General features: G+C 41.1%; 19 protein-coding genes. 9 read left to right on the forward strand and 10 right to left on the reverse strand.

Annotated elements, in window-relative coordinates; genetic code table 11:
* The first annotated feature begins 5 nt into the window (after positions 1 to 5).
* Positions 6 to 947 (forward strand): YitT family protein, encoded by a 942-nt coding sequence (locus CRO16_RS13285; RefSeq protein WP_097056884.1) that lies wholly within the window; start codon positions 6 to 8, stop codon positions 945 to 947.
* Positions 901 to 1,500: an HD domain-containing protein gene (locus CRO16_RS13290; RefSeq protein WP_097056885.1), complete on the forward strand. Its 600-nt coding sequence runs from the start codon at positions 901 to 903 to the stop codon at positions 1,498 to 1,500. Before CRO16_RS13285 ends, CRO16_RS13290 begins: the two co-directional genes overlap by 47 nt.
* Here the strand turns inward: CRO16_RS13290 and CRO16_RS13295 are convergent.
* Entirely contained in the window at positions 1,497 to 3,992 is a 2,496-nt protein-coding gene (locus CRO16_RS13295; protein WP_097056886.1) for a glycogen/starch/alpha-glucan phosphorylase, read from the reverse strand. The two genes, CRO16_RS13290 and CRO16_RS13295, sit on opposite strands and share 4 nt — an antisense overlap.
* A gap of 130 nt (positions 3,993 to 4,122) precedes the next feature.
* Positions 4,123 to 5,556 carry a nicotinate-nucleotide adenylyltransferase gene (locus tag CRO16_RS13300; RefSeq protein WP_097057144.1) on the reverse strand — a complete coding sequence of 478 codons (1,434 nt, stop codon included), beginning with the start codon at positions 5,554 to 5,556 and terminating at the stop codon, positions 4,123 to 4,125.
* Between the two features lie 381 nt (positions 5,557 to 5,937).
* Here CRO16_RS13300 and CRO16_RS13305 point away from each other — a divergent pair, with 381 nt between their 5' ends.
* Positions 5,938 to 6,408 carry a hypothetical protein gene (locus CRO16_RS13305; protein WP_097056887.1) on the forward strand — a complete coding sequence of 157 codons (471 nt, stop codon included), beginning with the start codon at positions 5,938 to 5,940 and terminating at the stop codon, positions 6,406 to 6,408.
* Between the two features lie 73 nt (positions 6,409 to 6,481).
* Here the strand turns inward: CRO16_RS13305 and CRO16_RS13310 are convergent, their stop codons facing one another.
* From CRO16_RS13310 to CRO16_RS13325, 4 genes are all read right to left on the reverse strand, one after another.
* The gene (locus CRO16_RS13310; protein WP_097056888.1) at positions 6,482 to 8,020 is read right to left on the reverse strand and encodes a SulP family inorganic anion transporter; all 1,539 of its coding nucleotides are present in this window, start codon (positions 8,018 to 8,020) and stop codon (positions 6,482 to 6,484) included.
* Positions 8,021 to 8,354: 334 nt separating this feature from the next.
* Positions 8,355 to 9,908 carry a glycogen synthase gene (locus tag CRO16_RS13315; RefSeq protein ID WP_097056889.1) on the reverse strand — a complete coding sequence of 518 codons (1,554 nt, stop codon included), beginning with the start codon at positions 9,906 to 9,908 and terminating at the stop codon, positions 8,355 to 8,357.
* A gap of 323 nt (positions 9,909 to 10,231) precedes the next feature.
* Positions 10,232 to 10,462 (reverse strand): ferredoxin, encoded by a 231-nt coding sequence (locus CRO16_RS13320; protein ID WP_097056890.1) that lies wholly within the window; start codon positions 10,460 to 10,462, stop codon positions 10,232 to 10,234.
* On the reverse strand, positions 10,462 to 11,706 hold the full coding sequence (locus CRO16_RS13325) for a peptidase U32 family protein (RefSeq protein WP_097056891.1): 1,245 nt from the start codon (positions 11,704 to 11,706) through the stop codon (positions 10,462 to 10,464). The genes CRO16_RS13320 and CRO16_RS13325 overlap by 1 nt, the downstream gene beginning before the upstream one ends.
* A gap of 235 nt (positions 11,707 to 11,941) precedes the next feature.
* Here CRO16_RS13325 and CRO16_RS13330 point away from each other — a divergent pair, with 235 nt between their 5' ends.
* The 4 genes from CRO16_RS13330 to CRO16_RS13340 all read left to right on the forward strand — a co-directional run bounded on the left by CRO16_RS13330 (position 11,942) and on the right by CRO16_RS13340 (position 14,536).
* Complete coding sequence (locus CRO16_RS13330) at positions 11,942 to 12,433, forward strand: glutathione peroxidase (protein WP_097056892.1); 492 nt, start codon at positions 11,942 to 11,944, stop codon at positions 12,431 to 12,433.
* Between the two features lie 139 nt (positions 12,434 to 12,572).
* A complete protein-coding gene (locus CRO16_RS13335) occupies positions 12,573 to 13,538 on the forward strand; it encodes a DUF438 domain-containing protein (RefSeq protein WP_097056893.1) in 966 nt (321 codons plus the stop codon).
* 166 nt (positions 13,539 to 13,704) lie between these two features.
* Positions 13,705 to 13,869, forward strand: a complete 165-nt coding sequence (locus CRO16_RS16220; RefSeq protein ID WP_179670546.1) for a hypothetical protein — start codon at positions 13,705 to 13,707, stop codon at positions 13,867 to 13,869.
* A 73-nt stretch (positions 13,870 to 13,942) separates the two neighbouring features.
* Positions 13,943 to 14,536: a hypothetical protein gene (locus CRO16_RS13340; RefSeq protein ID WP_097056894.1), complete on the forward strand. Its 594-nt coding sequence runs from the start codon at positions 13,943 to 13,945 to the stop codon at positions 14,534 to 14,536.
* Positions 14,537 to 14,750: 214 nt separating this feature from the next.
* Here CRO16_RS13340 and CRO16_RS13345 read toward each other — a convergent pair whose 3' ends face one another.
* Positions 14,751 to 15,251: a VOC family protein gene (locus CRO16_RS13345; RefSeq protein WP_097056895.1), complete on the reverse strand. Its 501-nt coding sequence runs from the start codon at positions 15,249 to 15,251 to the stop codon at positions 14,751 to 14,753.
* Positions 15,252 to 15,556: 305 nt separating this feature from the next.
* Between CRO16_RS13345 and CRO16_RS13350 the strand changes: the two genes are divergently transcribed.
* Both CRO16_RS13350 and CRO16_RS13355 read left to right on the forward strand, forming a co-directional pair.
* Complete coding sequence (locus tag CRO16_RS13350) at positions 15,557 to 15,916, forward strand: SpoIIAA family protein (RefSeq protein ID WP_097056896.1); 360 nt, start codon at positions 15,557 to 15,559, stop codon at positions 15,914 to 15,916.
* Positions 15,913 to 16,542: a class I SAM-dependent methyltransferase gene (locus CRO16_RS13355; protein ID WP_143544546.1), complete on the forward strand. Its 630-nt coding sequence runs from the start codon at positions 15,913 to 15,915 to the stop codon at positions 16,540 to 16,542. The genes CRO16_RS13350 and CRO16_RS13355 overlap by 4 nt, the downstream gene beginning before the upstream one ends.
* Here the strand turns inward: CRO16_RS13355 and CRO16_RS13360 are convergent, their stop codons facing one another.
* From CRO16_RS13360 to CRO16_RS13370, 3 genes are read right to left on the reverse strand one after another with little or no spacing between them, the layout of a single operon-like run.
* Positions 16,543 to 17,100 (reverse strand): biliverdin-producing heme oxygenase, encoded by a 558-nt coding sequence (locus tag CRO16_RS13360; protein WP_179670547.1) that lies wholly within the window; start codon positions 17,098 to 17,100, stop codon positions 16,543 to 16,545. It abuts the gene before it with no gap.
* Positions 17,081 to 17,647, reverse strand: coding sequence for a response regulator (locus tag CRO16_RS13365; protein WP_097056899.1), 567 nt, complete (start codon positions 17,645 to 17,647; stop codon positions 17,081 to 17,083). The genes CRO16_RS13360 and CRO16_RS13365 overlap by 20 nt, the downstream gene beginning before the upstream one ends.
* Positions 17,644 to 19,887 carry an ATP-binding protein gene (locus CRO16_RS13370; protein WP_097056900.1) on the reverse strand — a complete coding sequence of 748 codons (2,244 nt, stop codon included), beginning with the start codon at positions 19,885 to 19,887 and terminating at the stop codon, positions 17,644 to 17,646. Before CRO16_RS13370 ends, CRO16_RS13365 begins: the two co-directional genes overlap by 4 nt.
* Positions 19,888 to 19,893 lie beyond the last annotated feature (6 nt).

The raw sequence follows: 19,893 nt of genomic DNA on the forward strand, positions 1-19,893 counted from the left end.
TAAAAATGCGAAAAAGCAAAAGGATAAATTGGAGTTCCATCTTCTCCTTACGATCCATTTTATATACCATCTTTGGTGTAATTTCGGCCATGATCGCCCTGGAAGGATTTATGCTGCCTAATCACTTTCTGGATGGAGGGGTCACCGGGATTTCTATTCTCGTTGAGGCCATTACTCTAATTCCTTTCACTTACCTTCTTGTGTTGTTTAACCTGCCGTTTCTTTATCTTGGATATAAGAAGATAGGCAAGACCTTTGCCATTAGGGCTCTGATCTCTATTATATTACTCACCATCTTAATGCACTTTATTGAAATTCCTGCCTTTACCGAAGATAAAGTGTTAATAGCGGTTTTCGGCGGATTTTTAATAGGTCTGGGCATTGGACTGGTAATAAAAGCTGGGGGTGTACTTGATGGTATGGAAATCATGGCTTTTTACACCACCCGTAAATCTGCTTTTTCCACTGCGGAAATTATTCTTACCTTCAATGGGTTGATATTCCTTGGAGCAGCCTTTGTTTTTGACATTGAAACGGCGATGTATTCATTTTTGGTCTATTTTACAGCTGCGAAAACTACAGATTATGTAGTGGACGGGTTTGAAGAATTTACTGCTCTAAGTATAATTTCCGGGGAGTGTGATCAGGTAAAATCTCTCATAGTAAATGATTTTGGAAAGGCGATAACCGTATACAAAGGAGAAAGAGGTTACCTGCCGGGTGCCTATAATGTCAAACATGATTGTGATATAGTAATGACCATAGTGACCCGCCTGGAGATCCATAGAATTAAGGAAGCGACCATTAAGATAGATCCCCATGCCTTCTTTTTTGTGCAAAGAATTAAAGAAGTAAAAGGGGGTATCGGAAAACAAACAGCAAAAGACCCTTTTGAAGATTATGTTCGAACAGATCTACAGGAAAGTAATATCAAACCTGGAGAATAACCTTCCAACCTGGTTATATTACCATTCCCCGGAACACACCAAATATGTTTTGGAAAAAACTATTTTCCTGGCAGAACAGGAAAGAGTTAGCGGCAGGGATCTTTACCTGTTAAAGGTAGCCGCCCTGTACCATGATCTGGGGTTTATTAAAGGCCGGGAAGAGCATGAACAAAAAAGCTGCGAAATAGCTGCTGAAGAATTGAAAGAATTTGATATTTCTACCCAGGAGAATGAGACGATCTGTAAAATGATCATGGCAACCAAAATTCCTCAACAACCTAAGACTCACTTGGAAAAGATCCTGGCAGATGCCGACCTTGAATATTTAGGAACAGAGAGTTTTCCTGAAATTAGTGAAGATCTTTATAAAGAACTACTACATGACCGGCCAAATCTTTCCCGACAGGAATGGAATGAAATCCAGGTAAAATTTTTACAGGACCACTCTTACCATACCAATTACTGCAAAGTGCATTGTGAAGCCATAAAAGCAGCTCACCTCGCAGATCTAAAGAAAAAGGTCAGGAAAGATACCTTACCGGGAACCCCTTAATCTCTTAGCTTTACCGGCTCCACATTCCAGATATTCTGACAATATTCAAGTATGGACCTGTCTGAGGAAAATTTTCCTACCCTTGAAACATTGAGAATTGACCGTCTTGTCCATTCTTTCTGATCCTTCCAGATCTGGTGTATCTCATGTTTTCTTTCACAGTAGGATTTAAAATCTTTTAAGAGTTGGTAAGGATCCTGTTGAAGCAAATTATTATACAAGGGCCTGAAGAGTTCATGGTCTCCATTTCCAAGTTCTCCCGAAACCAAAAAGTCAAGTACTCTTTCCAGATCCTCCTGTTCTTCATAATATTTAGAAGGCCTGTACCCCAGTCTGCGCGTTTCCTGTACTTCTTCTGTAGTTTGCCCAAACAGGAAGAAATTTTCTTCCCCAACTTCTTCACGTATCTCCACGTTGGCACCGTCTAAAGTTCCAATAGTAAGTGCACCATTAAGAGCAAATTTCATGTTTCCGGTACCGGAAGCTTCTTTCCCGGCCATAGATATCTGTTCAGACAGGTCGGCGGCAGGATAAACGCGCTGTGCCTGTTTAACGCTAAAGTTAGGAAGGAAAGCTACCTTAAGAATTTTATTTACATCTTTGTCATTGTTAACCAGATCGGCTACTGCTGTGACAAGTCTTATGATAAGTTTGGCCATAAAATATCCCGGGGCCGCTTTCCCGGCAAAGATAAATGCCGAAGGTGCAATGTTCTCACCCTTCCCATCTTTGATCTTGAGATAAAGGTCCAGAATATGCAATAACATCAAGTGTTGTCTTTTATATTCGTGGATACGCTTAACCTGTACATCAAAAAGCATGGTAGGATCAATTTTTACACCTGCACGTTCTTCCAGCAGCTGACTAAGCAGTTTTTTATTCTCCAGCTTCACTTCCATCCATTGCTTCTGAAAAATTTCATCATCTGCAAATTTTTCCAAACGTTTAAGGGTGGTGAGATCGGTAAGCCAACCGTTTCCAATTTTTTCTGTAATTAAGCGGGAAAGTCCCGGATTACTTACCGCAAGGAATCTGCGGTGAGCCACTCCATTAGTAACATTAGTAAATTTATCGGGCCATATTTCGGCAAAATCATTGAGAACCTGGGTTTTGAGGAGGCGTGAATGTAATTGTGAGACTCCATTTACCCTGAAGCTTCCTACCGTGGCCAAATGTGCCATTCTTACAGAAGGTTCCCCATGTTCATCAATTAAAGACATACGGGCTATTTGCTCCCCACTAAGTCCTTTTTCACGAAGCTCATGGAGGAACCGGCTATTGATCTCATAGATAATTTCCAAATGGCGCGGCAAAAGCCTTCCCATCAAACTTACGGACCATTTTTCAAGAGCTTCGGGTAGTAGCGTGTGATTAGTATAGGCAAAAGTATTGCGGGTGATCTTCCAGGCCTGTTTCCATTCCATTTCGTGCTCATCCACCAGGAGCCGCATTAATTCGGCTACCGCAATAGAAGGATGGGTATCGTTAAGTTGGATGGCAAATTTTTCATGAAATTCTTCCAGTTTTCGCCCCTGTACAAAATTGAGCCTTATCATATCCTGAAGAGAACAGGAAACAAAAAAATACTGTTGGCGCAATCTTAATTCCTTGCCGGAAAGATTTTCATCATTGGGGTATAAAACTTTCGTAATATTTTCTGACCGCACCTTCTTTTCTACGGCTTTATAATAATCCCCCATGTTGTAGACCGAGAAATCAAAGGATTCTGTTGCCTCGGCTTTCCACAGCCTCATGATGATCCCATTGCTTTGATAACCTAAAACGGGAGTATCGTAAGCAGTTCCCACCACTTCACTTTCCGGCTCCCATTCTACTGCATACTTATTATTCTCATTGGTACTATGAATTGTTCTACCTCCAAATTTGACCACATAAGAGACTTCTGGTCTTATCACTTCCCAAGGATTACCATAATGTAACCATTTATCTGTAGCTTCAGATTGCCAGCCTTCTTTGATCTCCTGTTTAAAAATTCCGAATTCGTATCTAATTCCGTAGCCAATGGCTGGGATTCCAAGGGTAGCAAGGGAATCCATATAACAGGAAGCAAGTCTTCCCAAACCTCCATTTCCCAATCCCGGCTCCACTTCCTGCTCAATGATCTCGTCCAGTTCGAGATCCAACTCCTTTAAAGCTTCCCGGGTTTCATCGACGATCTCCAGGTTAAGCAAGTTATTGCCAAGGTGGGGTCCCGGTAGATATTCCGCTGAAAAATAAGCGATTCCCCGGGAATTCTTTTTGGAAAATTCTTCGGTGGAACGAACAAACTGGCGTAAGACCCTGTCCCTTACAGTGAGAGCGAGTGCGGTATAAAGGTCATTGCTGGTAGTTACAGCAGGCACGCGACCTAACTGGTAAAATAATTTTTGTAAAAAGTCCTTTTTAATTTTCTCTTTTGAAAGTCCAATTTCATCCGCCTTTTCTCCTATTGTAGAAAAATAATGTTCAATAGATTTATTATGAGATTTCATATGCAGCTTTTTTTAGAAATTAAGAAAAAAAAGAAAGACAGTAATACAAGTCCCTTTTTTATAAGATTATTTTAGGACTTGCAGGAAATGTAGGTCGCAAAAATTTTCTTCAAAATTTAATTTTTAGACCTTATTGTTTTGTCATGAACAGCCCTTTTTCCTTGATCATTTGGGTAGTCTTTGGCGGCAGCATGTCTTCCCAACCAGATCTTCCTTCAACGATCATTTGATGAACCTCGCGGGAGAAGATGTCCAGGATCTCAGGATTGTAATTTTTGATGTCCACTACTCTACCATTATCTTTAAAGAATTTAAAGAGTTCCTTCATACGGGGATGAACTTTTAAATTATCACTGGTGATGATCTCCCCGGTTTCCGGATCTTTCATGGGATGCAAATAGATCTTGAGATCCCTGAAAAAGAGTTTTCCAAATGCTTCCAAAATCCCTCCGCTTAAATGGCGATAGTATTTTTCGTCAAAAAGGGCAACAAAAGTATTTATTCCCATGGTGAGCCCCATTCTCTCGGCAGTAAATTGAGAAAAATACTCCACTACCTTATAATATTCCTGAAAATTGGAGATCATTACCATTTGGCCCAGCGAACCTAACAGATCTGCACGGTCAAGGAAATCTTTTTCGTCAATAGTACCTTCAGATTTTAAATTTGACAAAGTTATTTCAAAGATCACCCTTGTCTTTTCCCTATCCACTTTTTTCTCATTCAGAAATAATTCCAGGGACTGCTCATACATATTCATGTTCACCTTGGTCACAGGTCGATAACTGCCGCGAAGGGTAAGAATATTTTTTTTGTAAAGCTCATTTGCAGGTAATACATTGTTGCCCGAGGGGGCAAACATCACTGCTTCGGTCATTCCGTTTTTTACAAGTTGCAGGCTCATTAACCGGTTATCAACATGTTCAAAGACCGGGCCTGTAAAATTGATCATATCGATCTCGATCTGGTCAAAAGTGAGGTGATCATATAGATGTTTCAGCAGTACTTTGGGATCGTCATACTGATAAAATGCTCCATAAATAAGGTTGGTGCCCATTGTTCCGAGAGTAATTTGCTGAAGGGCAGCATTGTTCTCATGAAACTGAACATGCATGATGATCTCACTATATTCTTCCCTTGGTTTCGTTTGAAATTTCAACCCAAGCCATCCATGCCCTTTATATTTCTTCGCAAAATCTATGGTAGCTACAGTATTGGCATAGCTAAAAAAAAGCTTATCGGGATGTTTTTCCCTTGATATCCTTTGCTCAATAAGACCTGTCTCATACTCCAGCATACTTTTCAGCCGCGCTTCGGTCACATATCTCGCATCCTTTTCAATTCCGTAGATGGCATCGCTAAAATCCTTATCATAGGCACTAATAGTTTTCGCAATTGTACCTGAAGCTCCCCCCGCTCTGAAAAAGTTGCGTACAGTCTCCTGTCCTGCTCCTATTTCTGCAAAGGTTCCATATATATTTTCATTTAGATTGATACGCAGTGCTTTATTCTTGATGGAGGTCACCGGATCAAATTCTACTTCACTAATTTCTTTAATTGGCATATTGGTCAAGCTTTTCACCATTCAATTTAAGTAATTTTTTTCGGCTACTTCCACCTTCCCCCCTGCTTTCTTAAAAAGACACCTTTGTTCCTGAACATTTTGAGCAGGCACAAGAAGAATTAGGAAAATCCTATGATTTTTAACAAAATTTTATACTTTTATGATCCCTACTTAACTTAACAATTTTTTTAATGAAAACTTTTAAAATCGCAATTCTGTTGCTATTCCCAATCCTGCTTGGCAGTTGCGCCTCAAAGTACCAGGCAGTAGGACCTTCCAATCTTAAATTATAACTCTCAACATGTTGAACAGGGAATTTCGCTGGAGTACAAGTATGACCTCCTTAAAAAGAAATATGCCAAGAAGGAAAAGAAAAAAGACGTGAGGCTGGTAGCAGTAAGGATCAAGAATAACAGCAATGAAGATGTCACATTTGGAGAAGACATTTTTCTTACCTACAAGAACGGCGGAAAGGTACTGCTAATGCCTACAGAAGAAGTGTTTAGCAAACTTAAACAACATCCTACGTCTCACCTGGCGTACTTACTGCTTTCCCCTGTTTCTGTCTATACTACAAAAACTCACGCCAACGGATTGACCGAAACCAGTAATGCCTTCCCTATTGGTTTAATTGTGGGACCAGGACTTGCAGCAGGTAACCTGATTGCAGCATCTTCGGCAAATAAAAAGTTTAAAAGAGACCTAAGGGAATATGACCTGCATGGTAAAAATATCGAAAGAGGAGCGACTGTTTACGGATTGGTTGGAATAAGAGCCAATAATTATGATGCATTAGAACTGCGGTTTGAATCCCCTGCAGTGCCCCCTCATGGTGAAACCACCACCCCATAAAACTCCGGAAGAAAAAATTAAAAAAGGGCCTGAAATTTCAGGCCCTTTTTTGTTAAATATTGAAAGAAACGGTTTATCTGTCTACCGCTACTTTATAGGTAGGATCTTCAAGTATATTTACCTCTATAATCTCATCGGCATTTCTGAGTAATTGTCGGCAGTCCCGGCTAAGGTGTCTAAGATGCAGTTTTTTACCCTGCTTCAGGTAGCGTTCAGTCAGTCTGTTCACTGCTTCAATGCCGGACATATCAACAATACGGCTTTCTGAAAAATCAATTACAACATCATCGGGATCTCCCAAAACGTCAAATTTTTCATTAAAAGCAGCCACACTTCCGAAGAAAAGAGGACCATAGATCTCGTAATGTTTCGTGCCCTTGTCATCAACAAATTTTCTGGCCCGTATTCTCTTAGCGTTATCCCAGGCAAATACGAGAGCAGAAATGATTACCCCCACAAGCACCGCCAGGGCAAGGTTGTGAAGCACAACAGTCACAAAAGTTACCAGCACCATCACCAGCACATCACTCTTGGGCATCCTGCGGAAGGTCCTGAGACTTGCCCATTCAAATGTACCGATGGCGACCATAATCATAACCCCGGTAAGTGCAGCCATTGGCAGTAGCTCAATAATATCGGCGGCAAACATGACAAAAACGAGCAGCATTACAGCAGCGATAATTCCTGATAATCTTGCCCGTGCACCCGAAGAAACATTGATCAAACTCTGCCCTATCATCGCACAACCTCCCATTCCTGAGAAAAACCCCGATAATATATTAGCAGATCCCTGTGCCACACATTCCCTGTTGCCATGACCTCTGGTTTCGGTAATTTCATCTACAATGTTTAAAGTAAGTAAACTCTCTATCAGGCCTACACCTGCCATAATCGCTGCATAAGGAAAGATCAACATGATAGCTTCCCAGGTGAACGGAACCATTGGAATATGAAAGGGGGGGAACCCACCATTGATAGAAGCAATATCTCCCACTGTTTTCGTATCGATGTTAAGGAAAGTGACCAGGCCAAAGATCGCCAGGATAGCGGCAAGAGAAGAGGGAAATACTTTAGTAAGTTTTGGCAGCCCCCAAATGATCAACATCGTTACCAGGACTAATCCAAGCAGGATATATAAACTGTTCCCCGTCATCCAAACCAATTCCCCTGCCTCATTTACAGTTTTGAATTGATCGAGCTGAGACATAAAGATGATAATGGCTAAACCATTGACGAAACCAAAGATCACGGAATGCGGCACAAGCCTAATCAACTTTCCCAGCTTTAGAACTCCTGCAAGCACCTGAAGGATTCCCGCAAGAACAACTGTAGCAAACACATATTCCACGCCATGAGAAACTGCAAGTGCTGCGACCACCACCGCTACAGCTCCTGTTGCCCCGGAAATCATTCCCGGTCGGCCTCCAAAAATGGAAGTTATAAGCCCCATTACAAAGGCGGCATAGAGCCCGGTAAGGGGTGAAAGCCCTGCGATCATGGCAAAAGCTACAGCCTCCGGAATAAGAGCAAGGGCCACAGTAAGTCCTGCAAGAACTTCGGTTCTGTAATTCACCTTTTGTTTAAAATCAAAAAGATTGATGAATTTTTTCATCTGTAAGTAATATTTAAAATAGATGGAATAAATAATTTCTCACTATAAGGAAAGGGAGTTTTCATGAGAAAAAGAAGTATCTCAGGGCGGAGTAACCGGTGAGTTGAATATTTTTTTTGTGCTCGTCATAAGAGCCGGCAAAAATAGCTTTTTTTAAGCTTTATCAAAGATTATTTCATCCGAACATCCAAAAAGGCCGGGGAATCGAGATTGTTGAGTACAATTGACGCCCGGGAAAAGAAGCATAGATATAGATCCAACAGAAATCCCGATATGATTTTAGAGAACAATACCGGTTTTACTGTCCACTGTACATAGGCCAATGCTCACATCACTAAGCCACTCTTACCTCTGCCGGATTGAATGTGTAGAGCAATTTGTAGTATTCATCCACAGATTTTTTCCAGGTAAACCTCATCTTACGGGCGTTAAGCTGGATTTGTTTCCAGGTGGTTTTCTCGTGCTGAAAAAGATAAAGTGCCTCCTTAAAACTTTCAACCATGTTGTAAACCTTCTCATCGTAGGTCTTGCCATCAAAAGCAAAACCTGTATGTACATGTTGGACCGTATCTTTTAATCCGCCGGTATGGTGGACTAAACAGGGTTGCCCGTTTCTCATGGCGAGCATCTGACTGATGCCGCAAGGTTCGAAGAGGCTGGGCATGAAGTAAAGGTCTGAATCCCTGTAGATGGAATTCACAACACTTTCTGACTGTGTATTGACAAAAATAAAATTCTCTCTTTCGTAGCTCAGGTTTCTTAGGAGCTCCTCATAATCGGGGGCACCTGTTCCTAACAAAACATAAATACCTCCTACTTCTTCTAATTGATCCAGAATTTGAAGCAGGGCTTCTGGAGATCGTTTAAAGAAATAAAATTTTTGTTCGGTTAACCGGGCTACACTTGCACAAATGAAATTTGGTCGCTTCTTAAGAAAAGGAACTACTTTTTCTCCGGTGTGGGCAAGAAAATCGGCTTTTTTTCGGTTTGGTTCCCTTTGAAGCTGTTGAAAAATGGTTGTAGCAATATTTGGGAATAACTTATTTTTTCTAACCGGTACATTTTGATAATCGGATCCATTGAGAATACCGTGGAAGCGCCCTTCTTTATCAGCCTGCCTAAGATCATTTTCAAGACCTTCTCCTCCAATGAATTCGGGGGCGTCGCTGGGCAGCAAAACATCCTGTTTATATGACGGAGAAACCGTGTGAACAGAATCGGCAAAGCGAATACCCATTGCCATGAGGTTAAAGCAATCGGGATATCGCGGATCGCGAAGAGCATCATAGTCCAGATCCAGCTTAGGGAACCATGTTTTCAAAGAGGAATAATTGTCTCCAAAGGGCCTGATCCCCTGAAGGGCCAGATTATGGATACAATAAACAGTCCTTATCTTTTTCAGTTTTGTATAAGCAGGATGATATTTTCTAAGGAACAACAACATACTGGAATGCCAGTCATGCAGGTGAATAATATCCAGTTTTCCAAAATGTCCCTGTTTGATAGCTTCGGCAACTGCAGTACAGAAGATGGTGTATTTCGTAACATCGGTAAAGAAAGGTTCATCATCGTGATCATAAACCCCTCCAATGCTACCGGTTCCAATTTCAGGATGATGAATCACATAATGGGTAATATTCTCATGCTCCTCTTTTGGCGGCACCTCGTAAAGTTCTGCCGAATAAACTATATCCCTAAGTGTGATCTTTAAAGTTGCTTTTAAGGTTCCAGAATAATGCAAACGCGAATAAGATGGCACGATCACGTGTACCCGGTCACCCCTCTCGGAGATCTGTCTGGGAACATCACGAATCACATCACCTACGCCTCCAACCTTGCAATTTGGAATGGCATCATTTTCTGAAGCAACAAAAAGAAAATTATTCATTTTACCCTGTAAAAACCTTTAATGGAAATCATGACGAAATTACATCCTTATTCCTTTATTTTCAGTATTTTACAAAGTTAAATTCATGATAATTTTATGTTAGAAAAACACTTAAAAAAGTGGAAAATGCGCAAACGTTTTCTACTCTGGGAAGTACCGTGAATCCTGTTGAAAAAAATTGGAGTGACTTCAGCCTCAGGGACTAAAATAAATGATCGTAGAGAAAATTTAACATTCTGCTGCTGTTAAATTTCTTCCTATTTCCACGAATTTTAGGAATTGCAATGAAATTTCAGAAGCCAAATTAACCTCTGGAACGATCTCTATGTTAACTTAACCGAAATGATCTTCACAGGACATGCTTTTGCCGCGGCTTCACATTCCTCAAAAATGGAATGATCTGTAGATTTTAAAGTATGGAAACCCTTGCGATCCAGAGATCTCAAGAGTACGCTTTTCCCATCTTTTTTAGACATTTGGAAATGTGCAGCGGCCAGCTCTACACAGTAATTGCAGCCAATACACTTATTTCGTTGCAGGGTTACCACCACCATTATGCCGGTACGATCTTATATAGTTTATCTGACAGTCTTACTCTAAAAGGCAATTTCATGGTACAGCTATCCCCCTTTGTCGCTGTTTCGGCAACCAGGTCGTTCACCATCATCTCTTCCAGATCAAATTCCTGTGCTCCTGTACTGGGGCCGGTGATAAGGATCCTGTCTCCCTTTTTGATGTCATAGGCTTCAATTTTAAATTCCGCAATTCCGGCTTTGGGAAAATAATGCATGCCTTTCCCTACATAGACTTTTTTCTGAGTGGCCAATGAGCCCGAGGCTTTGCTCCACTCCCCTAATTTTTGTCCCAGGTAATACCCGCTCCAGAAGCCACGATTGTAGACCGTACTCAACCGCTCCATCCAGTCTGCCACTTTTTCTTCGGAATAAGTTCCTTCATACCAGGAGTCGATCGCTTCCCTATAAGCCTTAGTCACCGTTGCTACATATTCGGGCGCACGGCCCCTCCCTTCGATCTTTAGAACCTGCACTCCTGCCTCCATTACCTCATCCAAAAAGTTGATCGTACAAAGGTCTTTTGGGGACATCATGTATTCATTATCGATCTCGATCTCAAATCCAGATTCCTGGTCGATCACTGTGTATTTTTTTCTACAGTTCTGCTTGCAGGCACCACGGTTTGCCGAAGAATTATGGGAGTGTAAGCTCAGATAACATTTTCCTGAAACCGCCATACATAAAGCGCCGTGCCCAAAGATCTCCACTTTCACCAGTTCCCCGGAAGGGCCTTTAATTTGCCCTTTTTGGATCTCATCGGTGATCTTCTTTACCTGCCTTAAGCTGAGTTCCCGGGACAGCACCATGGTTTCAGCAAAAAGACTGTAGAACCTTACGGTTTCAATGTTGGTAATATTCAACTGTGTGGAAATATGTACATCGATTTCCATGCTGCGGGCTGAGGCGATCACCGCCTGGTCTGATGCTATAACCGCGGTTATTCCCGCTTCTTTGGATTTCGCAAGCAGGTTTTTGATCAGGGAAAGATCATGGTCGTAAACAATGGTATTCAGGGTCAAATAAGTACGGACGTTCTTTTTCTCACAGCGTCTCACGATCTCCGGCAGGTCATCCATTGTAAAGTTAATGGAAGCGCGGGCACGCATGTTAAGCTGCTCCACACCAAAATAAACTGAGTCTGCACCGTTATCCAAAGCTGCCTGCAGGGATTCAAAATTTCCTGCGGGTGCCATGAGCTCCATCTTTCCTGAACTTTTTACCATAATTTATTTCAATAATAATGCTGCCCAATTACATATTATAACCGGCAGAAAATCTGCGGCAAAGAAAAAATTGTTTCAGGAATGAAAATATGATCCTGGTCACAAAACTTGACCAAAGGTCATCCTGGAAAGAAGGAATCCTGTTTAATAAGGCTTAGCAATAGGTATATAGAAAAAGCAGTAGTTACAGGCGGAGTAGGAAAATCTCTAAAACTGTACCTTTAGAAAAAAAATTATGGCATCTCAATTTTATGATTTTACAGCATCCGGTCTCGGCGGAGAGGAAATTAAAATGGAATCTTATAAAGACAAGGTAGTTCTGGTAGTGAATACAGCTTCAGAATGTGGCTTGACTCCCCAATTCGGGGGTCTGCAAAAATTATATGAGGAATACAAAGATAAGGGTCTTGTTATTTTGGGGTTTCCGTGTAACCAATTCGGAAAACAGGAACCCGGAGATGAAAAAGACATTGCGCAAGGTTGCGTGGTAAACTATGGGGTGGATTTCCCGATGTTTGCCAAGGTAGAGGTCAACGGAAATAATGCCCATCCCCTGTTTAAATATCTCAAAAGGGAACTGGGCGGGATCCTTGGCAGCAAGATCAAATGGAACTTCACGAAATTCCTAATCGACCGCAACGGAAAACCTGTAAAAAGATTTGCTCCTGTAACCAAACCGGAGAGCCTGGAGAAGGAAGTAAAAAAACTACTTTCTTCCAAGGTTTAAGGTTTAAGGTTTGAAGCTGATATAATTAAAAGTACTCGGATCTGACAACAGACAACAGCCAAGAGGCAGCCACAATGTGACTAAGGTCATAATTCAAGACAATTTTATCCGTTTTCTTTGCTTCGGAAAAAATTATATCATGAATGAGATTTTATCTTTGCCCAAGGGGCACCCGGTGAGCATCTATTCCGAAGAAAAAGAGCTGATCCAGCGGTTGGCGCAGGAGCTGCAGGAAACAGATCCTGAAGCCGAATACCAGAAGTTTTACAATATTTTCAACCAGTTACATCAAATCGAAAGACGGTTTGAGAGAAAAGAGAACCAGCTTTTCCCCTTTTTGGAGAAGAGAGGCTGGAACGGACCTTCACAGGGGATGTGGTCCTTTCACGACAACCTGCGGGAACAATTCAGATTGCTCCGAAAGAAGATCGAAAGTCGGGATTTTCCGGCGATAGTCCAGGATTCGCAATACCTCATTAGCGGGATCTTTAGGCTGCTGCTTACAGAAGAAAAGGTACTATTCCCCAACGCCATGGAGATCCTCACGGAAGAGGACTGGAAGCAGGTGCGCAAAGGCGAAGAAGAGATAGGCTGGATGCTTCCGCTGGAACCTGCGGCATTTCCGGAAAAAAAAGAAGAGGCCTACATTCATCCGGCTGAAGATCATACCAAACGTGAGCTTTCATTTTCTCTGGAAAACACAAGCCATTACGACGAAGGTTACATGACTGTAGATCAGGTAAATCTCTTGCTGCGCACCATGCCCCTTGATATTACTTATGTTGATGAGAACGATAAGGTGATCTTCTATAACCGGGGGGAGGAACGAGTGTTTCCACGTAGTGCCGGAATTATTGGAAGGGAAGTGAAATTCTGCCATCCGCCCAAAAGTGTGGGAACCGTTTTAAAGATCCTTGAGGAATTTAGAAAAGGAACAAAGAATGAAGCTGCTTTTTGGATCAACTTCAAGGGTAGATTGATCTACATCCGTTATTTTGCAGTACGGGATAAACAAAAAAATTACCGTGGAGTGATTGAAATGTCCCAGGATATTACTGATATAAAAAATATTGAAGGAGAAAAGCGGCTGTTGGAATGGAGTTAGTCTTGAGTATTGGGTATTGAGTATTGAGTAGTTATTATGAGAGTTAGTAGTTAGTTTTAGTGCCCCGAATTCCGGGGCACTAAATTTTAACTTTCATTTACATTTTGAAAAAAAGTTCACCGGCAGATTTTTAATAAATTTACTGTATTCCCAAATCTGCTGTATTATGATCAATATTTTAATCCTTTGCCTGCTGTTTCTGCTGTTTGGGATTTTGATCAAAATGGTATACAGCAATCGCAAACAAAGAAGCCTTATTCAAAAAGAAAAAGAATCTATTAAAGCTTTAAAAAACCAGAATGCCGCTTCTATTCTGAACAATGGCCGCTAAGACTTTCTTTCAGTTAAAACAGGCTTTTTCTACAAGCTGAATTTCTTATCTTTAAAGAGCTAAATTTTTCCTTATGAAAACCTTACTTTTTGCAGTAGCATGTTTTATGACAGCAGGCCTTGCGGCCCAGAACACTTCTCAAATTCTACCCAAAGAGATCCAGATCAAAACGGCCAGCCTTGCTGCTCCCGAAGATCTTAGGGAAGGGGTTAAGGTCTATGGCTATGATCAAAACGGGGAATTTGTAGTTTTACGCGAGGGAACAAATCATCTCATTTGCATTGCTGATGATCCTTCCAAAAAAGGCATAAATATCTCCTGTTATTCCGATAAACTCGAACCTTTTATGGCCCGTGGCCGACAATTGATCGCAGAAGGTAAAGGAGAAATGGAAAAAAGACAGATTAGGAGGAGTGAAGCAGAATCCGGAGAATTGCAATTAACTGATACCCCCGCAATGACCTACATCTTAAGCGGAACTGAAGAAAACTACAACCCTTCTACAGGAGAACTTAAAGACGGACATTTTAGATATGTGATATACATTCCTTATGCAACCACAGAATCTACCGGGTTACCCGATAAACCTTTTGCTCCGGGTATGCCTTGGTTAATGGACCCGGGGACGCACAGGGCTCACATCATGATTACCCCTCCAAAACAATAATAAAGTCTAAGACTTTAGGATTATTATTTAGGATTCCTGGCTCCAGGTTTAAGATTCCTGGTCCAGGGTACGGATTTTTATTTCCAGATTTAAAGGGCTACAAATGTGCAATTAAAATAGGGTTGAACGAAAAAGGATTCACCAATCACCACCTGCTTAACTTACGCGAAAATGTAAAGGTGGATTGGATCGATAAAGGATACGCGGTAGGTAATTAATTTTTAAGTTCTGCTAACAGATCATCAAAGTGTAAAGCTTTGGAGTACATAGCAAGACCACCCTGGCTATCTTTTGGCCATTCTCTCCTGGGGCGGTCATAGTATAATTCCAGGCCGTTACCATCGGGATCATTAAGGTAAATCGCTTCTGAAACGCCATGATCTGCGGCACCTGTGAGAGGATATTCCACTTCCAGAAGTCGTTGCAATACCTGTGCTAGCTCTTTGCGCTTCTCGTAGAGAATTGCTGTATGATAGAGACCTACGGCATTTTTGGGAGCTTCAGACGCACCTTTGCTGTGCCAGGTGTTAAGACCTATATGATGATGATATCCTCCCGCTGATAAAAATGCAGCTGAATCTCCCATCATTTGTGTAATTTCAAAACCAAGTATTCCGTTATAAAAATCCAGAGCCTTTTCAAGATCGGAGACCTTAAGGTGCACGTGGCCAATCCTCGCCGTGGATGGAGCCTTAAAATTTTCCCCGTTAGTCATACTTTGTTTTTTAAAGTTCCTGCTTCACTATTCTGTCAATGGAGATTATAAGCCATCATCAGACAAACTCATTTCAAGATAAGAAAGCTACAAGGGAACTGTTTTAAAAGAATCATAAAACCTAATCCGCTCCTGTTCATAAAAAAAGAGTGGCACTATGATTTTAATCTGGTAAAATTCGATTTAGCTAGCACGAGGTCTAATAATGGAGCTCTTCAGATAAAAATTAACAACAACTTAACCGAATACAACTATTTAGGTGTTGTTCATATCTGCATTTCTTTAGAAATTGTATAAAAACTGCTATGCTTTCCATTCAAGTTGACAAGAATATTATCTATACCGTCGCCGAAGAAAAACTCACCGATGAAGATTACGAAAGGTTAATCCCTCTGCTGGAGGAAAAGGTGAGATCATATGGCAAAATTCGCTGGTATTTTGAAATGAAGGAATTCGAAGGCTGGAGCCTTAGTGCAATGTGGCGGGATCTAAAATTTGATTTCAGCAACAACGAAAATCTTGAAAGAATAGCTATGGTAGGCAACAAGAATTGGGAAAAACAGCTTACCCTGCTCATGAAGCCTTTTACAGGGGCTACAATAAAATACTTTGACAGCAGCGAAAAGGATGAGGCTAAGAATTGGATAAAGAAGATAGAATTATGAAGATAAGTGATTCCTATGATTCCTGGGCCTCGTCATATGACTCGGGTAGAAATAGCACCCGCGACCTGGAAGCAGAGGTATTAAGGGAAACTTTTTTGAATCCGCATTACGGGAACATTCTTGAACTTGGCTGTGGAACCGGAAAAAATACAGGCTGGTTATCTGAAAAAGCAGATTTTGTTATTGCCATTGATTTTTCTTCCAATATGATCGCTAAGGCAAAGCAAAAGGTCACGGCGGAAAATGTCACTTTTATTGAAGCCGACCTCATCAATGAATGGCCCGTAAAACCCGGATGGGCCAATCTTATCACCTGCAGCCTTGTATTAGAACATATACAGGATCTTGAACAGATCTTTGCTGAAGCTGCACGTGCCCTGAAGCGCAACGGAAAATTCTATATTTGCGAACTGCACCCGGGAAAGCAATACGCCGGGGGAAGAGCAAATTTTAGTACTTCAGAAGGGTTACATACCCCCGAAGCTTTCGTGCATCACCTTTCAGACTACCTAAATGCAGCAAAAGCCAATGACTTTAAACTCCTTGACATTAATGAATTTTTTGTAGACAGGGAAAAGGAAAATATTCCGCGTTTGCTTTCCCTGGTATTCGAAAGCGGAATTTAGTCAGGAAATGGGAAAGTCCATATTAAAGACCTTCTCAAAAAAGAGAAAAGTGGCTTTTGCTTTTTGAATAGCCTCTTCTTCTTCGGCACGGTTAAAATTGTAGGCTTCCAGTTCCTTTTTAAAGCTGTTCCAATCTTTCAGGTTTTCTTTGTCACCATTGAAAAAGTAATGCCTGTCCACCTCGTTGAGCTTAATACAATGTTGCAGATTTTTTGCCAGCAGCATTCCCCCCAAAGCAGAACCTTCTACCACATAAGCAGCTCCTAAAGCTTCTGCAGGAGAATGGCATTCAAAAATGACATTTTTCACAGGTATTGTAGTAGAAACCTTTAGATTCTCTAAATCCTGTTTTAATTGCAGATGCTTTCCAGCCTTGTAGTTGGGAAGGTGATTTTTAATTTCATTCTCAGTTTCCCGGTACGCAATATAATTCTGTAGTAACAACAGCTTATATGTGGGAAGATCAATGCTGTGATCCATGATCTTTGTTGCAAGGTTTTGATCTTCTATTTGTTCATGTAACCAGCGGGTTTCCTCTTTAAGTTTTCTTATCATCATCATCACCTATTTCAAAATTCCGGATGGTTCTTTTAATTTTCCCCATATTATCTTTCTGCTCCTTATTGTCCAGCTTCAGGTTGTCCAGGTAATCGTAAATTTGATTAATGGCAATTCTGTTTTGGCGTAATCTTTCACGAACTTCATCTTTTGCATCCATTTTAAAGACTACCTTCTTAAGAAGAGGTCTCAATTTCTCTGCCAGGTTGTTCATGTCCTTTTTCAGGATATAGCCTGAAGCCCCTGCGAGGATAGTATTTGCTGCAAGTTCCTCATCGTGAATCGTTCCCGTTAAAAAGATCACCGGCAATTCAGGACTTTTTTCCTGCACCAGTTGCAAAACATCCAGTCCTGTACAGGTTGGAAGATTATAGTCGGAGATCACGACATCGGGCAAAAAGCTAATGAGTTTAGATTTACAGGAAGTGAGATCTTCTACCACCTCAATTTCAGGTTTTTCTACCAGTTTACCTATAGTACGCCGGGTAATTAATACATCAGCTTCATTATCCTCAACGAGTAAAATTCTTAATGGCGTTGTTATCATTGCTCCCTTTCCTTCACATTAAGCGGATCAAGATAAAAATAAAATTGAGAACCTTTTTCCGGTTCGCTTTCTACCCACACCTCTCCTCCGTGTTTTTCAACAATTTTTTTTACAATAGCTAATCCAATTCCTGATCCTTTAAAGCGGCTTCCAACTGCCCTAATAAAAGTTTCGAAGATCTTTTCCTTATATTCGGGTTTGATCCCTATACCGTTATCCCTTATGAAAAAAACATTATTACCCTTCCTATCGGTGATCCCGACTTCAACAACAGGAGCATCATTTTCTGCTGAATATTTATAGGCATTGCTAAGCAAATTCGCCCATAGCTGAAATAGCATTCTTCGATCTCCTTTAACTTTAGGCAAATCCTTATTTATTTTTATTGTTGTATTGGGATAACTTGATTTTATATTAAACAATTCCAGAACTTCCTGAATTAATTCTGTAGTATTTATTTCCTGAAAATCCAGACCGTGAATATGGCTTAGCCTCGAATATTCAAGAATATTGTCAATGAGCAAATTCATCTTTTCTGTAAGCCCGCGTGCCATTCTTAGCAATTGCTTACCATCGGCACTAAGCTCTTCCCCATGATCTTCTTCCAGAATAGTGAGGAAACCTTCCATTCCTCTAATAGGAGCCCTCAGATCATGAGAGAGTCCATAACTAAAAAGTTCCAGTTCCTGGTTGGCAGCTGTCAATTTTTCATTTAAAGCCTCAATTTCTTCCCGCTGCCTGGCAAGGAGGAAGTGACTCACGTTTTCCCTAAGAGCTCTTGCTATATTGCGGTCAAGCACATTCCAGGGTTCTGAGACGCCTGTAAGTTCCTGTGACCATTTCTCAAAGGATTTCCTCGGGCTAAGCCGCTGTTCTTTCTCGTTAAAAAAAGCTTTTTCTTCAGGATTTCCTCCCCAGTTCACTACCTGCACCTCTTCTGGCCTAAACCAAAAGAAATACTTATTTTCAGCAATCTTTAAGCTTAGTACTCCCGAGGCTGCTTCTTTATATGATTTAGCTTCCGGAAAAAGAGCAGATAGATTTCTGTCCATAAAAAGGCTCTTTGGCTGCTTTTTGATAAAATTAAAAAGCAGGCTTTGCAATTGTTCCCGAGTGGGGGTTTGCCCTAGTAATTCCCATGTGCCCTTTATATAAAAAGCGCCACCCCCACAGGAAATAAGGTCGGTAAATTTTACTGTATCGTGGCATAAGGCCTTTATAAGGTCCTTATGAAAATTCATTTGGTTAATCAATTGCCGCCTGATATTGTCTGCTAACTCAGACCGGTCTAAGGTTTCCCTGGTTTCCCTAAGGGTTAATTCTGTAGAAAATATTTGTGCCAAAAATCTACAACTCTCCCGTTGATAAAAATCCAGGAATTTGGCTGTTCTATGATGACAGGCAATAAGTCCCCACAACTTTCCTTTGACAATAATAGCAGCCGAGAGAGATGCTCCTACTTCCATGTTCCTCAGGTATTCAATATGAATAGGTGAGACTGCTCTTAAGGCAGATATGGAGAGATCTAAAGGCTTGTTTGTAAGAGGAGAAATTTCGGGAGTGATTGGGACCGGTTCATAAGAAACATTGGAAATTATCCTAACCCGGTGTTTAAGAAAAAGTTTTCGGGATTGTTCAGGAATATCGGTTGCGGGATAATGTAAACCTAACCAGGTTTCTAACTCCTCTTCCTTTGCCTCGGCAATAACCTCTCCATTCCACTGCTCATCAAAACGATAGATCATCACCCTGTCATAACCATACATTTCTTTTGTAAAGGACACAGCTATTTCGCTTAGATCTTCAACTGAAGATGCCGCCTGAAATCTATTGAGTATAGACGCGAGCTGCCTTTGAAAGACAAAAGGGTCCTGCACATCATGTAACGGCTCGAAATCTATAATTAAACTGCCTTCAGAAAAATGTGCAGAAACATTTATCCTCCTTCCGTTGATATTCACTTCCAGCGCTTCGGAAGTATCTTCTCCATGAAGCGCGTGCTTAAATTTTTTAAAATCCTTCTCTTGCAGCAGGTCCGGGATTTTTTTTTGTAGTAGTTCTTCAAAGTCTATCCCAATGATCTCTTCCGCGTTTTCTCCTACCTGTACAATTTGAAAAGTATGGGGGTCGCAAACTATTAAAACACCATAAGCCTGAGTTCTGCCAATGTTGTGAATAGGTTCTTTAGCGCAATTATCAAGATCTACCCGGTTCGGGTATGGTGAAGGGTTCGGGGCCATTAAAAA

The organism is Salinimicrobium sediminis (genome assembly GCF_900215295.1).
Lineage (GTDB): Bacteria > Bacteroidota > Bacteroidia > Flavobacteriales > Flavobacteriaceae > Salinimicrobium > Salinimicrobium sediminis.